General features: G+C 37.6%; 17 protein-coding genes. 11 read left to right on the forward strand and 6 right to left on the reverse strand.

Annotated elements, in window-relative coordinates; translation table 11 throughout:
* Positions 1-2: 2 nt before the first annotated feature.
* Positions 3-815, reverse strand: coding sequence for a lysophospholipid acyltransferase family protein (locus D7V20_RS07805; RefSeq protein WP_120383747.1), 813 nt, complete (start codon positions 813-815; stop codon positions 3-5).
* Positions 816-1,306: 491 nt separating this feature from the next.
* On the opposite strand from D7V20_RS07805, the gene hflX reads away from it, so the two are divergent.
* The 5 genes from hflX to D7V20_RS07830 all read left to right on the forward strand — a co-directional run bounded on the left by hflX (position 1,307) and on the right by D7V20_RS07830 (position 5,087).
* Complete coding sequence (gene hflX / locus D7V20_RS07810) at positions 1,307-2,638, forward strand: ribosome rescue GTPase HflX (RefSeq protein ID WP_120383748.1); 1,332 nt, start codon at positions 1,307-1,309, stop codon at positions 2,636-2,638.
* A gap of 43 nt (positions 2,639-2,681) precedes the next feature.
* Positions 2,682-3,053, forward strand: a complete 372-nt coding sequence (locus tag D7V20_RS07815; protein ID WP_120383749.1) for a hypothetical protein — start codon at positions 2,682-2,684, stop codon at positions 3,051-3,053.
* 9 nt (positions 3,054-3,062) lie between these two features.
* Entirely contained in the window at positions 3,063-3,731 is a 669-nt protein-coding gene (locus tag D7V20_RS07820; protein ID WP_120383750.1) for an LrgB family protein, read from the forward strand.
* Between the two features lie 90 nt (positions 3,732-3,821).
* Positions 3,822-4,268 (forward strand): DUF2147 domain-containing protein, encoded by a 447-nt coding sequence (locus D7V20_RS07825; protein ID WP_120383751.1) that lies wholly within the window; start codon positions 3,822-3,824, stop codon positions 4,266-4,268.
* Between the two features lie 369 nt (positions 4,269-4,637).
* Positions 4,638-5,087 (forward strand): DUF2147 domain-containing protein, encoded by a 450-nt coding sequence (locus D7V20_RS07830; RefSeq protein ID WP_120383752.1) that lies wholly within the window; start codon positions 4,638-4,640, stop codon positions 5,085-5,087.
* Between the two features lie 85 nt (positions 5,088-5,172).
* Here the strand turns inward: D7V20_RS07830 and D7V20_RS07835 are convergent, their stop codons facing one another.
* Entirely contained in the window at positions 5,173-6,027 is an 855-nt protein-coding gene (locus D7V20_RS07835; RefSeq protein ID WP_120383753.1) for a hypothetical protein, read from the reverse strand.
* A gap of 222 nt (positions 6,028-6,249) precedes the next feature.
* Here D7V20_RS07835 and D7V20_RS07840 point away from each other — a divergent pair, with 222 nt between their 5' ends.
* Positions 6,250-6,702, forward strand: a complete 453-nt coding sequence (locus D7V20_RS07840; protein WP_120383754.1) for a DUF2147 domain-containing protein — start codon at positions 6,250-6,252, stop codon at positions 6,700-6,702.
* 219 nt (positions 6,703-6,921) lie between these two features.
* On the opposite strand, the gene D7V20_RS07845 is transcribed toward D7V20_RS07840, so the two are convergent.
* From D7V20_RS07845 to pdxA, 3 genes are read right to left on the reverse strand one after another with little or no spacing between them, the layout of a single operon-like run.
* Positions 6,922-7,779, reverse strand: coding sequence for a symmetrical bis(5'-nucleosyl)-tetraphosphatase (locus D7V20_RS07845; RefSeq protein WP_120383755.1), 858 nt, complete (start codon positions 7,777-7,779; stop codon positions 6,922-6,924).
* Positions 7,780-8,592 (reverse strand): 16S rRNA (adenine(1518)-N(6)/adenine(1519)-N(6))-dimethyltransferase RsmA, encoded by an 813-nt coding sequence (gene rsmA / locus D7V20_RS07850; RefSeq protein WP_120383756.1) that lies wholly within the window; start codon positions 8,590-8,592, stop codon positions 7,780-7,782.
* A 19-nt stretch (positions 8,593-8,611) separates the two neighbouring features.
* Entirely contained in the window at positions 8,612-9,580 is a 969-nt protein-coding gene (pdxA, locus tag D7V20_RS07855; RefSeq protein ID WP_120383757.1) for a 4-hydroxythreonine-4-phosphate dehydrogenase PdxA, read from the reverse strand.
* Between the two features lie 412 nt (positions 9,581-9,992).
* Between pdxA and rplM the strand changes: the two genes are divergently transcribed.
* Positions 9,993-10,421: a 50S ribosomal protein L13 gene (gene rplM / locus D7V20_RS07860; protein WP_002117832.1), complete on the forward strand. Its 429-nt coding sequence runs from the start codon at positions 9,993-9,995 to the stop codon at positions 10,419-10,421.
* 12 nt (positions 10,422-10,433) lie between these two features.
* Entirely contained in the window at positions 10,434-10,820 is a 387-nt protein-coding gene (gene rpsI / locus D7V20_RS07865; protein WP_010113617.1) for a 30S ribosomal protein S9, read from the forward strand.
* Positions 10,821-10,938: 118 nt separating this feature from the next.
* On the opposite strand, the gene D7V20_RS07870 is transcribed toward rpsI, so the two are convergent.
* Positions 10,939-11,379: a hypothetical protein gene (locus D7V20_RS07870; protein WP_120383758.1), complete on the reverse strand. Its 441-nt coding sequence runs from the start codon at positions 11,377-11,379 to the stop codon at positions 10,939-10,941.
* A 123-nt stretch (positions 11,380-11,502) separates the two neighbouring features.
* Between D7V20_RS07870 and D7V20_RS07875 the strand changes: the two genes are divergently transcribed.
* Genes D7V20_RS07875 through D7V20_RS07885 form a run of 3 tightly spaced genes read left to right on the forward strand, consistent with a single transcriptional unit; the run spans position 11,503 to position 13,298 of the window.
* The gene (locus D7V20_RS07875; RefSeq protein WP_120383759.1) at positions 11,503-12,156 is read left to right on the forward strand and encodes a glutathione S-transferase N-terminal domain-containing protein; all 654 of its coding nucleotides are present in this window, start codon (positions 11,503-11,505) and stop codon (positions 12,154-12,156) included.
* Between the two features lie 26 nt (positions 12,157-12,182).
* Complete coding sequence (locus D7V20_RS07880; protein WP_120383760.1) at positions 12,183-12,623, forward strand: ClpXP protease specificity-enhancing factor; 441 nt, start codon at positions 12,183-12,185, stop codon at positions 12,621-12,623.
* Between the two features lie 15 nt (positions 12,624-12,638).
* Positions 12,639-13,298, forward strand: coding sequence for a hypothetical protein (locus tag D7V20_RS07885; RefSeq protein ID WP_120383761.1), 660 nt, complete (start codon positions 12,639-12,641; stop codon positions 13,296-13,298).
* Positions 13,299-13,504 lie beyond the last annotated feature (206 nt).

Raw genomic sequence — 13,504 nt, forward strand, 5'->3', positions numbered from 1 at the left:
GTTTAGCCCACTAAAACGTCTCTTTGCAAATCTTCCAGACCTGTTTGCATGGTTTCCTGAACCAATTTGGTAAGACTTTCTACGCTATGTCCTTCTGTAGAAATCCGAGGGAAAGCCTTCAGATGTGCAGTGACTTTTGGCATTTCTAAAACCGCTTGAATATGCGCAACAAAAGTCGTATCTCCAATAAATGGTGCAACGGTATCTAATTGACCATTTTTATTGACATAGCAAATCACACAAACTTGTACGGGTTTATTGGCTTCTATTGCTGCACCTAAAATGCGACCATGTACCTTTTTAACTTTTGTCCCATCAGTCGTTGTCGCTTCGGGAAAAAATAAGACAGGAATATCTTTACTTAAAAATTCAGCGATTTGCTCACGAATACGAACCGAATCTCCAGAACCACGTTTGATGAATAAGGTTCCCCCTCCTTTTGCAAGTTTTCCAAAAACTGGCCATTTTTCAATCTCTGCTTTCGCTAGAAAGAAAACACGTGCACCTGAACCTAAAACAGCAATATCTAGCCAAGAAACATGATTACTGACCCACAATGCTGGCTCGCGAGGAATGTCTCCATGCACCCGAACATCAATATTGAAAACCTCACAAAGACGTCGACAAAAATATTGTACATAACGTGTATTATTCGGATTATTGGGGTCTTTATAGAGCTGATGGCGATAAACCAAATAAAAGCCTTCAGATATAGCCACTGTACCCGTGACTATTTTTTTACTATATAAAAAAAGTTTAGATAACACACTTAAGTTCGATGAATTTGACTTTTTGCTTACTTGTTGTTGAGTCATAGAAGCTCACTAAACTGACTATATTTCATACTTGGGTCTGTTGACAGCCCCTAAACCGACAGTATTGTATACGTATATACATAAAGTTGCATTGATCATAAAAACATAGCAAAAACTTACGCAACACACATTTTATGAATCTGATGCCGTTAATAAAATTAAAAATAATCCTTAAACATCAGCATAGACAATGTATTTAATGCATTCACCAACGTGTTTCATGACCAATATTTTCAATAAAGTATCCAACAATTCAACATAGGAGAAAATAGCATGATCGACTTAAAAAAGCGTTAAAATCGTGGCATCGGTTAAACCCTCAAATTCAGCAGATCCAATTCAAAACTGTTCTCGGCTATGTAATTTTATACTGCGGTGCTTTGGTTATCTTTTCAAAGCTATTTATTGCAATTCTTTAACAGCCCATGAGGATTTCACAGTCAATTTACTTTAGAATGGTTATTCGCTAATGCTTCTGAGTTTTAATATCTGTGGAATACTTTGATCAGCATCAAGGTGGTGAAAAAACCATTTTAATCAGTGTAAATGTACAAATATTAGAAAATTTGGACGCTGAGGAATTTCGATTACTGGCAAAGTCTGCAGGTGCTGAAATTTTTGAACACTTAACGGTTCAACGCATTAAACCTGATGCTAAATTTTTTATTGGCACAGGTAAGGCCGAAGAAATTGCTGAACGTGTTGAAAATGAAGAAATTGAGCTGGTTATATTTGATCAGGCCCTCTCTCCTGCGCAAGAGCGTAACTTAGAAAGAATTTTAAAATGTCGTGTGATCGATCGTACAGGATTAATTCTTGACATCTTTGCACAACGTGCCCGTACCCATGAAGGGAAACTTCAAGTTGAGCTTGCTCAATTAGATCACCTATCGTCTCGTTTGGTTCGTAGCCGTAGCAATTTGGATAGCCAAAAAGGGGGCATCGGCTTACGTGGACCAGGTGAAACACTATTAGAAACAGATCGTCGCTTATTACGCATTCGTATGGAGCAACTGAAAGAACGTCTTGAAAAAGTGCGGAAAACACGCATGCAAGGACGTGCTGCACGCCAAAAGGCCAATATTCCGACTGTATCCTTAGTCGGTTATACCAATGCTGGAAAATCAACCCTATTCAATATTTTAGCAAAAAGTGATGTCTATGCTGCGGATCAACTTTTTGCCACACTTGACCCGACCCTCAGACGTTTGGACTGGGAAGGTATTGGAACACTGGTTCTAGCAGATACTGTTGGTTTTGTGCGCAATCTCGCTCATTCTTTAGTCGAATCCTTTAAAGCAACTTTGGAAGAGACATTAGAGGCAACCTTACTACTGCATGTAATTGATTCAAGTAGTCCTGAAATCATGGAACAGATCGAAGCAGTAGAAACGGTATTAAAAGAAATTGGTGCAGATATTCCAACCTTAAGGGTCTATAACAAAATTGATCAGTCTGGTGAAGACGCTAAAATCATTTATGCCAAACCACACCAACCTGATCGTGTTTATGTATCAGCCCATACAGGACAAGGCTTAGACCTGCTTCGTAAAGCAGTCCATGAATGTTTAATGGGACAAATCCAAAATTTTGAGCTGCTGTTAAAACCTGCTTATGGCAAGTTACGTAACCAACTTTATGCTTTAAATGTTATTCAATCTGAACACTATGATGATCAAGGTCATTTACATTTAAGGGTTGCAATGGCACCTCAAAAATTGGAACAACTCATCAAACAAGCACATTTACCTATTGACGAAATTCTTGGGAGTAAAGCACAACAGTTTAAACGGCCTTTAGAAGAGTTTGAAATCAAACGCTAAATCGGTTAAAACGTGAAAGGGCAAATTTTATATATCAAGACGCATGGATCAGTTAAAACGCATAGATTGGCAAGCTTGGGGATTCACCATAGGACTGATCGTCTTCTTTCGTGAAGCTTCGGTTTGGGTCATGACACAATTTGATCATCCTGAATTGGGGAACTTAACTGGCCTTTTAAGCCTGCTATTGGTATTGGTCATTTGGCGTAAATTTAAAAAACTTCCACCTCGTTTAGTCGATACCAATAATAAATTAATGAAAGAAAGTGGTTTTGCTTTCCTTCCCATCTGTGCAGGCTCACTGATCATGCTGGTAAGCATGGGAAAAGAAATTCCCTTATTTCTCGTGGTCATGTTTATTAGCACACTCATCCCTTTGTGGATTTATGCCAAAATGGCAAAAAAGTGGCTCTAGGAGATTGATATGTTCAGCGTTCTGATCGGTTTCCTCATCACTTTAGCTGCATATCTCGCAGCAAAACCGGTAAATAGAAGATTTCCACAAGTGCCATTGTTAGTGATTGCAATGTTTTTTGTGATTGGACTTTTAATGATTTTAAAAATCCCATATGAAAAATATAATAGCGCGATGAATGGTTTATTTAGCCATCTTCTTGGCTATGTCACTGTTGCCTTAGCCATCCCTCTAGCTGCGATGCGCTATGATGATTTACCACTTAAATCGGTAATAGGCATTCTCGTCTTTGCCAGTATCAGCGCTGTAGCCTTGCCCATGAGCTTAGCTTATCTGTTACATATGTCTGAACCGACCATCATGGCGTTTGCAACTCGTGCTGTAACAACCCCTATTGCGATTAATATTGCAACTTTATTGCACTCACCAGTCACTTTAGTGATTTTGATCGTCATTTTATCAGGGGTCATTGGGGCAGCTTTTTCATCCATTATTTTACGCAATATTAATGACGAACGCGCGTCAGGCTTAGCTTTGGGACTTGCTGCCCATGCGATTGGTACAGCACAAGCATGGCAACGTGGAGCAGTTGCAGGACGCTATGCGGCCTTTGGCATGGCGGTCAATGCGGTCTTCACCGCCATATGGTTGCCAACCTTTATTCTTTTTATAAAATAACTGTGATTTACTATACATTTCAAGTGATTGCATAGAATTGCTATTCAAATTAAGATAAATCTTACCCCCATTTTGATAAGGAATGAATAAATGTGGTCGAATAGATTTATTTTAGGTGTTCTATTTTCAGTGCTCAGTTGTGGCAGCATGGCAAAGGATATTACTGGCATTTGGAAAAATATTGATGATAAAACTGGTTCATCTAAAGCTGTTCTTGAGGTTCGCAAAGAAGCAAATGGAACATATACAGGGAAAATCATCAAAATCACACCACTGCCAGGCTATACACCAAAAGAGACCTGTGTAAACTGCCCAGCACCCTATACAAATAAACCTATTTTAGGTATGGATGTTCTTAAAAACCTAGTACAAACCAGTGAAGAAAATTATTCTGGTGGGAAAATTATTGACCCACTTTCTGGTAAAATTTACTCGATGAAAGCAAAGTTAAGTGCTAATGGAAATCGCTTATCTTTACGAGGTTATATCGGTGTCTCAGCACTTGGACGTAGCCAAATTTGGATTCGAGAAAACTGATTGACTTATTTTGACTAAATAAACGATTTAGTTGATTCTAAAAGCTCATAATTGAATTTATGGGCTTTATATGATTTTAGAACCGCACAAATGCTTTGATTCTAGATTCACTCTTATTTAAATATGCATTTGCTATGTGAATAGTTTGTTATTTTCCAACAGCAGCTTACAGATTGAATAGATCCATCTTTTATAAATATACAACAATTTTTGAACTATCATTTCAAATCAAAATACTGTAAAAATATTCAAAACACATAACAAGAGCAATTCTCATGTTAATGATTTCAGTCTTTTCTACATACAAACGGCTGAAGCAACAATAGAAATAAAAATGACCAGTAAACACTTCAAAGTTAGGGGAATAAAATGTGGACTAAATTTAAATTTTCACTGTCAATTGTCATGCTTTCTCTGAGTCAATTTGCATTTGCAGAAGATATTTCTGGCTTATGGCAAAGTATTGATGATCAAACTGGAGCACCCAAAGGCATTGTTAGGATTAGTAAAGATGCAAATGGGACTTATATTGGAACAATTACTAAAATCACACCTCGAGTTGGCTATAAACCTAAAGAGTTTTGTGTAAACTGCCCTGCCCCATATACCAACAAACCGATTATAGGGCTGAATGTTATTCAGGGTCTAAAACAAAAAGATGCAGAAAACTATGAAGGTGGTAAGATTCTAGATCCTAACACAGGCAAGATTTATAGCTTAAAAGCAAAACTTTCCTCAAATGGAAAGAAATTGGTTCTCCGCGGTTATATTGGCATCGCGGCATTAGGTCGCAGTCAAACTTGGATTCGAGCCTATTAAACCAGATTTATGTTAAATTCATCGCTTCAAAAAGCTGTCACCTCTAGAGGTACAGCTTTTGTTCTTTTTACGCTAAGCCAACGTATTATTCGTGGTCTTGGGTTAAATTATTCAAGCCCGTTAGTCTCATTGTGATACCTTCTTTAACTGGTATCGCTCGACTTAAATTGGTTTGTAAACTTTCAGCGAAGTTCCCCTGATATATTTTCATACCTTGGTGAGTTAAATTTGAAGTTGCATCAATATAAATCTTACCCCCCAGTTTTTCCCATAAGCGACAAAAACCATAATCCTCAGATAAATAACGCCCTGTTTCAGGATCAACCATTACATCAAATAAGCGATAATGCAGACCTTTATTTTCGATACCCACCGAATCAGGGGTATATTTTAGCTCTGGATAAGCCTGCATCATTTTTTCAAAGACAGCACGTTTAATCACCATGAAACCTGTCGGCGCCTCACTCATCTCGATAAAACCATTCTCTAAAATCGTAAGGTCTATATGATCTGCGTCACCTGCTACCCGTGCATTAACCGTATACCTTTGATAATTCGAAATAAATTCACTCAAAGTCATTCCCTTTGGTAATCCCTCAACAGGCCATTCTTCCCTTTTAAGTGGATAAACCCCAGCAGCAATATCATAATCTGATTTTAATAAGCGAAAAGCAGCTTCAGGTGTAAAACCAATATCAGAATCAATCCAAAATAAATGTGTCCACTCAGTATTTTCTAAAAAAGTGGCTACACAATTATTTCTTGCACGAGTAATTAAACTTTCACCCTGCATCAATAAATATTGTGTAGGCATACCGATTCGATTGGATTCATGAAAGAAATTTAATAATGAAAGCACATAATTATGAAAAAACTTGCCATCATGACTAGGCGTTACAATTAATGGATAAATTGTTTTTAATTGTTCTGTAGATAACATCTTTTCCTTTGTCCATGATTTTTATACCACACTGAATTTAATCTAAATCCCTCAATGATTCAATCATCAAGACTCCGCGTACCTTTAGTTATAAAGTCGAATAAATCACTTAATAAAAATGATATTCAATTAAATATCACAAATATGCATTTTATCGTGATTTATTTTGCATTTTAAAATAAATGTGCTAATTTTTATACAATAAACACAAGAGGTATTTAGATGAATAATTATGTAAAAATTGCTGTTGCTAATCTATTATTTGGCTTATCTATACAAAATAGTTTTGCTCAAGACATTGTTGGTATTTGGCAAAGTATTGACGACAAAACCAATGCACCTAAGGCTTTAATTGAAATCAAAAAAGATGCGTCAGGCGAATACTCTGGTACGATTATTAAAGTGACGCCAAGTGCAGGTTATAAACCTCAAGAATTGTGTACCAAATGTACAGGCTCGCTTAAGAACAAACCTATTTTGGGCATGACTATTTTTTCTAAAGTAAAAGAAGTTAAACCAAATCAATTTGGAAATGGCTATATCGTTGACCCACTTTCTGGGAAATACTATAAAATTAACATCAAGTTAAGTTCAAATGGTAACAATATCCGAGTGCATGGATATATTGGCATTCAAGCAATCGGTAGAACACAAACATGGGTCAGAGAAAAGTAATCAAAAGCATTTAGTTAAACAATAAAAATACTATTTATGACTTTTAAATAATCACTCAAATCTAGTGTAAAATTCAATAAAAAAATAAATTACCCAAGATCAGGATACGGTTATCAAGTTAATCTAAAGTATATCGTTCACCAAAACTAAAATACCCAATAAATTCATTGGGTATTGATTTTCAATTTGTATGCTTTTTCAATTCGTATTGAATAAATTTTAAGGCGCGATAATTACTGGGTTATCAACGTTAAATAGCGCTTTATCCTCAAGCCTATAAGCAATCAATTGATGTCCCCAAACACAACCACCATCTACATTTTGGATTTGAGGATTGATGGTTTTGCCCTCTAAGGCAGCCCAATGTCCAAAAATAATTTGATGTGTTTTTGCTGTTTCAGATGCAAATTCAAACCACGGTTTAAAACCTTTCGGCATTGGCTCATCTAAAGCATCTTTAAAACTGAACTCTAAACGGCCATGCATATCACTTAAACGCATCCGGGTCAGGTAATTGGTAATACAACGCAATCGATCATTTCCAGTTAATTCTTCTGTCCATAATGCAGGTTCAGCCCCATACATCGCTTTCAAGAACTCATCTAAAACGTCAAAATCATCACTTCTCAAAACTGCTTCAACTTCTTGAGCCAGTTCAACTGTTTGCTGTGCATTCCAAATACACGGAATACCAGCATGAGTCAAAATAGTATGATCATTGGGGAATAAACATAGCGGTTGTTTACGTAGCCAATCAATTAATTCATCACTTTCGAGTGCATGAATCACATCATCAATCTTGTCTTTCTCTTTGGCTTTTTTAATACCACGCGCCACTGCCAGTAAATTCAAGTCATGATTACCCAAAACAGTGGCTGCTACACCACGGTCTACAAGCTTTTTAATAAAGCGTAATGCCCCTACTGAATTTTCACCACGTGCCACTAAATCCCCTGCAAACCAAATAAAGTCTTGATCTGCATCAAACTGGATTTCTTTGAGTAAGACTTTCAGTGCCTCAAAACAACCTTGCACATCACCAATGACATAATTATAGCGAATATTCTCACGGGTCATTTAAGCCACCATTTGATCTGATAATGCAACAAACTGTGCCAAGCTTAAGGTTTCAGGACGTGCCATTGGATCAACACCCGCTTTTTCAAAACCATCTTCGGCCAACATGCCTTTTAAGCTATTACGTAAGGTTTTACGACGCTGGGTAAAGACGTGCGAAACTAGACGAGCCAAAGCTTTCTCATTTTTCGCAATAATAGGCTTGTCAACATAAGGCTCTAAACGAAATACCGCAGAGGTTACTTTTGGTGGCGGATTAAATGAACCTGGTGGTACTTCAAATAAAAAAGTAGGTTTACAAAAATACTGAATCATGACCGATAAACGACCATATTCTTTGGTATTTGGAGATGCCGTAATTCGATCCACCACTTCTTTTTGCAGCATGAAGTGCATGTCTTTGACTTTTCCGCCAAATTCCAATAGATGGAATAACAAAGGCGTAGAAATATTATAAGGTAAGTTACCTACGACACGTAAAGGGCGACCTTCTTGAAACAACTCAGTAAAATCAAACTTTAATGCATCTGTTTCAATAATGGTTAAACGCTCAGGATGCGGTACACGACCAGGTAAGCCTGCTGCCAAGTCTCGATCCAACTCAACCACAGTCAGCGCATCACATTCACCAATCAAAGGTGATGTTAAAGCAGCCAATCCTGGTCCAATTTCAACAATATTGTCGCCTGCACGAGGCGCAACAGAACGTACAATTTTGGCAATTACACGTTGGTCATGTAAAAAGTTTTGTCCAAAACGCTTACGCGTATGATGCCCTTCATCTTTTGGGTTTAAGGCATTAATTTGATACATAAAAAAGTTCCAACGTGAATTAATTGCGAGCAAGATCAAGCGCTAAATCGACAGCGACATGCAAACTTGAACCTTTAGCCAGTCCAGTACCTGCAAGGGAGAGCGCTGTGCCGTGATCGACTGATGTTCGAATAAAAGGTAAGCCTAAAGTAATGTTAATGGCTTCACCGAATCCTTGAGATTTTAACACAGGTAAGCCTTGATCGTGATACATCGCCAAAACTGCATCTGCATTTTTCAAATTTTCAGGGGTAAAAAGCGTGTCTGCTGGCATGCTCAAACTCATATCAATGCCTTGCGTTCTATAATCTTCCAATACAGGATTAATCGTATCGATTTCTTCACGCCCTAAATAACCGCCCTCTCCTGCATGAGGATTTAACCCACATACCAAGATACGGGGATGATTGATTTTAAATTTGGTTTTTAGATCGTGAATCAGGATATCGATCACTTGATGCAATCGTGCTTTGGTAATTGCATCCGCAACATCACGTAATGGTAAATGGGTCGTCGCCAATGCAACTCTTAATGTTTTGGTTGCCAGCATCATCACTACCCGATTCACACCAGCAAACTCTTGATAATACTCAGTATGCCCACTGAAATGAATACCGGCATCATTAATGACTGACTTTTGTACAGGTGCCGTTGCAACACCTACGCTTTTACCTGACATGGCATAATCAGCAGAACGATGTAATTGTTCTAAAACATAAGCTGAATTTTGTGGATTTAGCTCACCCAACACCACATCTTCATATAACGGCACATGCTCAACATAAAGCTGCCCCGACGCAGAAGACTCAGTTTGTCCCATAAATTCAATAATTTCGATATTTTTATTTAAAATTTTGGCACGATCTCGCAACATATTTATATCAGCCAAAACCACGATTGGGCGCTCATCTATACGATCAGCCAAACTTAAACAAATATCTGGACCAATTCCTGCGGGTTCACCACTCGTAACATATAATGGAAGCATGTGTCTGACTTTCAAATTTTCTTTACGCTATTTTATACCTAATTGTATCAGCATCCTATGGACAATATTATGACGAGGCTCAATTTTGCATAGCAGTATTATTTTGATCACGTTTTCATAGATTCAATCATTAATGAGCAAACAACTGTTCATGCAAAACCCCCTGTCAAAACATATCTAGCCTTCATTATTTGTTCTAAAATTGCTTTAACGGTATTGGTATATTGCTGTTTTCTAATCCAGTCATAAACGAAGAAAAAGTGACTTTCAATTTAGCCGAAACCCACATATAATATTGCACCTGAAATTCTATATTTTGATTGTGATTCTTCTCATTTTCAGATAGAATTCGGTCTCCTTTTTGTTTGGACAGCTTCCATAGTCCAAACCAACTATAATAGGTAGTGGTTTAATGAAAACTCTCAGCGCTAAGCCTGCTGAAGTTCAACACGACTGGTACGTTGTTGATGCTTCTGGCAAAACTTTAGGTCGCCTTGCGACTGAAATCGCTCGTCGTTTACGCGGTAAGCACAAAACTTCTTATACTCCGCACGTTGACACTGGTGATTACATCGTTGTTATCAATGCAGAGCAAGTTCAAGTGACTGGTAAAAAATCACTTGATAAGAAATACTATCGCCATACTGGTTTCCCTGGTGGTATCCGTGAGACTAACTTCGAGAAGTTAATTGCTCACAAACCTGAAGCTGTTCTTGAAAAAGCAGTTAAAGGTATGTTGCCAAAAGGTCCTCTTGGTTATGCAATGATCAAAAAAATGAAAGTGTATGCTGGTACTGAGCATCCGCATGCTGCGCAACAGCCACAAGTTTTGGACATCTAAGGGATACTGCACATGGCTACTAATTATGGTACAGGTCGCCGTAAGACCGCAACTGCACGTGTTTTCCTATCAGCTGGTACTGGTAAACTCGTAATTAACAACCGTACTCTTGAACAGTACTTCGGTCGTGAAACTGCTCGTATGGTTGTTCGTCAACCGCTTGAGCTTTTAGACGCTACTGAGAAGTATGACCTTTACATCACTGTTGCTGGTGGTGGTATCGGTGGTCAAGCTGGCGCTATCCGTCACGGTATTACTCGTGCATTGATCGCTGCTGACGAAACTTTAAAACCTGCTCTTCGTCAAGCTGGTTTCGTTACTCGTGATGCTCGTGAAGTTGAACGTAAGAAACTTGGTTTACGTAAAGCTCGTAAACGTCCTCAATTCTCTAAACGTTAATTCGTTTACCGAATCGGACCAAAAACCTCGGAATTTTCCGAGGTTTTTTTATGCGTTGCTTTATTTAACTTCTCACCTCTTGGATTGGTTTTAAAGCTCGTTGTTTCCCTCTTAAAAATCATTTCAGCTTTGTATTATTCGAACAATCCATTGTTGCATCAGCAGCGCCATCAACCGTCACTTGTTCACTTATCATGCATTCATCTGCTTCATAGGTAGATATTTCTTTGGCGAATTGATGATCTTTTGGAAGCGGTGCATCACACGGCTCATCTGTCTTTTGATTGACCATTTTTACTGGCCCATCATTATAAATCGTGACTTTGCAGTCCTTAACCACATATTCTTGTTTAATGCCTCCATACATTTCGTCTTCTGGTGCTGCTGTAGCAACATCACAAGCCTCATCAGCCAAACATGCAGCATCTACAGCAGAAACAGCAACTTGAGCGTCTTCCATACGATCAGGCGATGACTGCTTTTTCGCATAGGTATTTGAAATATTGATCATTAAAAATATAATAATGACTGATTTTATTGCATTTTTTACGAGACTCATGCCTACACTCCAATTTTGGATTCTATTTCTAGGTTGATCGTTATCATAAACATCTTAAAGTTAAGATGATTTTATTGTCCATTTTTAGTATTCTAGTCTATTCACTTCACCAAGTTTTGGAATATGTCAGTCGAAAATGCACCTCAACAAGGGATTACGTTGTATAGCCATGAGGATGACTTTCGTTCACACTGGATTAGATTTCTACTTACCGAAAAGCAGATTAAACATCATTTAATTCTAGTAGAAGACGACGATGAGGATTTGGCGAGCCTGAATCCCTATAATCAGCTTCCCATGCTGATAGAAAATGATTTGAAGCTTTTCAATACTGCTATTATTTCTGAATATATAGATGATCGTTATCGTCAAAATAAGTTATATGCAGACGCACCCGCTCCTCGAGCAGAGCAAAGACAATATATTTGGCGCTTAGAACAAGACTGGTTAAGACTTGCAGATATTATGTTACGTCATCCAGATACTTTAGACCGTGTTGCAGCTCAAAAAGCACAAAAGCAATTACGAGATACATTAATCTCTCTTACCCCCCTGTTCCAACATTATCCTTATTTTATGTCTGAGAACTTTACAATTTTAGATTGCATGTTAGCGCCAATTTTCATACGGTTAAAGCATATGGGAATTGAACTACCGAAACAGCAATGCCGTCCAATCTTGCTCTATTGCCAACGAATTTTTAGCCGTCCTGCTTTTTTGAAGTCCATGACTTTAAAAGAACAGAACCAATATCGTGAATTGTTAGCAAAGTCCTAGATTGCCAATCAACAGAGTATTTTTCAATGTCTGAACAAGAAATAACCGTATCACCCACTCGACCATATTTAACTCGTGCAATTTATGAATGGATTTGCGATAACAATTTAACGCCTTATCTTTTGGTCGATGCAACTCAGCCTTATACAGATGTACCCCAACAATTTGTACAAGAGGGTCAGATTGTTTTAAATATCGTGCCACATGCTGTACACATGTTAAATATTAGCAATGAGTCAGTCACATTTTCAGCACGTTTTGGCGGAGTCTCTAAAGACATTTATGTCCCGATGAATGCGGTCTTGGGTCTTTACGCACGTGAAAATGGACAAGGTTTATTCTTTGATCCTGACGAATATGCCAATGTGCAAATAGATGAAGATGCTTTAAAATCAAATAGTAGTGAACCATCAGAAAACACTACAGAGCCCCCAAAGAAAAAACCAAGTTTAAGAATTTTAGAATAGAAGAAGGAATACCCAATGGCTTTTGATCTCGTACAATACTTTGCTGAGCAGATTAAGATTCAAAAGCCTCAGCTCTTATCCCAATTAGATGCTGAACAACGTAAGATTCATATTGAAGAAATCAATGCGTTGACTTTAGGCAAATTGATCAGCTTATGGCGTCAAAATGATAATGCACTCTATCAAGAAATACTTTCGCAAGATCATCTTTATACCCAAGAGATTGCTCGCCATCTAACCACATCTAAGCAGAATTTATCCAGTTTAGATAAATCTTTACTTGAATCTGCCACAACTGAAATTCTCGAATTACAAATCGCCGAATTAAAACAGTTAGATAGTGCAGGAAGCTTAGGTAAAAGAGGCTTGCGAGAACTGGTGATTGGTCAAATAGAGCACTTGTCTGGACAAGCAAAAGATTGGGTTTGGTCAACAAATGAACTGGTAGAACTGATTGGCTCTCAACCTGTGATCGAAGAAGAGATATCATTAGAGGAAACCATGAAGGAGTTTAATCAAATGGTCAATGCTCAAAAATCTGATGTACATCCAGATCAGCATGCTACTGTTGAAATCAAAGCAATCAATCCAACTTGGGCGAAAATTGCAGAACCTATCGTTGCATTGGTGGTGTTATATATTCTTTTTGAAGCAGCTACTAAGATTTTTGCTTAAAACTGAAATATGATGGATAAACAATTAAAAGCGATCTTTATGATCGCTTTTTTTCATCATAAAATTACTTAAGTAAATATAATAATATTACGTGATTTAATTCACCAATCTAATAGTAATATAGATTCTTAATGCAAATTTATCTTATTCAAATTAAATAAAACTTAAATTCCATTTTACTATTTCAAATAACTTATCAATTTGGA

The organism is Acinetobacter rongchengensis (assembly GCF_003611475.1).
GTDB classification, from domain to species: Bacteria; Pseudomonadota; Gammaproteobacteria; order Pseudomonadales; family Moraxellaceae; genus Acinetobacter; species Acinetobacter rongchengensis.

Excerpts from the sequence above, each read along its gene's own strand:
- D7V20_RS07885 (WP_120383761.1), top strand. The coding sequence starts at position 12,639 with ATGGCTTTTGATCTCGTACAATACTTTGCTGAGCAGATTAAGATTCAA.
- D7V20_RS07815 (WP_120383749.1), top strand. The coding sequence starts at position 2,682 with ATGGATCAGTTAAAACGCATAGATTGGCAAGCTTGGGGATTCACCATA.
- rplM (WP_002117832.1), top strand. The coding sequence starts at position 9,993 with ATGAAAACTCTCAGCGCTAAGCCTGCTGAAGTTCAACACGACTGGTAC.
- D7V20_RS07845 (WP_120383755.1), bottom strand. The coding sequence starts at position 7,779 with ATGACCCGTGAGAATATTCGCTATAATTATGTCATTGGTGATGTGCAA.
- D7V20_RS07825 (WP_120383751.1), top strand. The coding sequence starts at position 3,822 with ATGTGGTCGAATAGATTTATTTTAGGTGTTCTATTTTCAGTGCTCAGT.
- D7V20_RS07805 (WP_120383747.1), bottom strand. The coding sequence starts at position 815 with ATGACTCAACAACAAGTAAGCAAAAAGTCAAATTCATCGAACTTAAGT.
- rpsI (WP_010113617.1), top strand. The coding sequence starts at position 10,434 with ATGGCTACTAATTATGGTACAGGTCGCCGTAAGACCGCAACTGCACGT.
- D7V20_RS07830 (WP_120383752.1), top strand. The coding sequence starts at position 4,638 with ATGTGGACTAAATTTAAATTTTCACTGTCAATTGTCATGCTTTCTCTG.
- D7V20_RS07880 (WP_120383760.1), top strand. The coding sequence starts at position 12,183 with ATGTCTGAACAAGAAATAACCGTATCACCCACTCGACCATATTTAACT.
- D7V20_RS07840 (WP_120383754.1), top strand. The coding sequence starts at position 6,250 with ATGAATAATTATGTAAAAATTGCTGTTGCTAATCTATTATTTGGCTTA.
- rsmA (WP_120383756.1), bottom strand. The coding sequence starts at position 8,592 with ATGTATCAAATTAATGCCTTAAACCCAAAAGATGAAGGGCATCATACG.
- D7V20_RS07870 (WP_120383758.1), bottom strand. The coding sequence starts at position 11,379 with ATGAGTCTCGTAAAAAATGCAATAAAATCAGTCATTATTATATTTTTA.
- pdxA (WP_120383757.1), bottom strand. The coding sequence starts at position 9,580 with ATGCTTCCATTATATGTTACGAGTGGTGAACCCGCAGGAATTGGTCCA.
- D7V20_RS07875 (WP_120383759.1), top strand. The coding sequence starts at position 11,503 with ATGTCAGTCGAAAATGCACCTCAACAAGGGATTACGTTGTATAGCCAT.
- D7V20_RS07835 (WP_120383753.1), bottom strand. The coding sequence starts at position 6,027 with ATGTTATCTACAGAACAATTAAAAACAATTTATCCATTAATTGTAACG.
- D7V20_RS07820 (WP_120383750.1), top strand. The coding sequence starts at position 3,063 with ATGTTCAGCGTTCTGATCGGTTTCCTCATCACTTTAGCTGCATATCTC.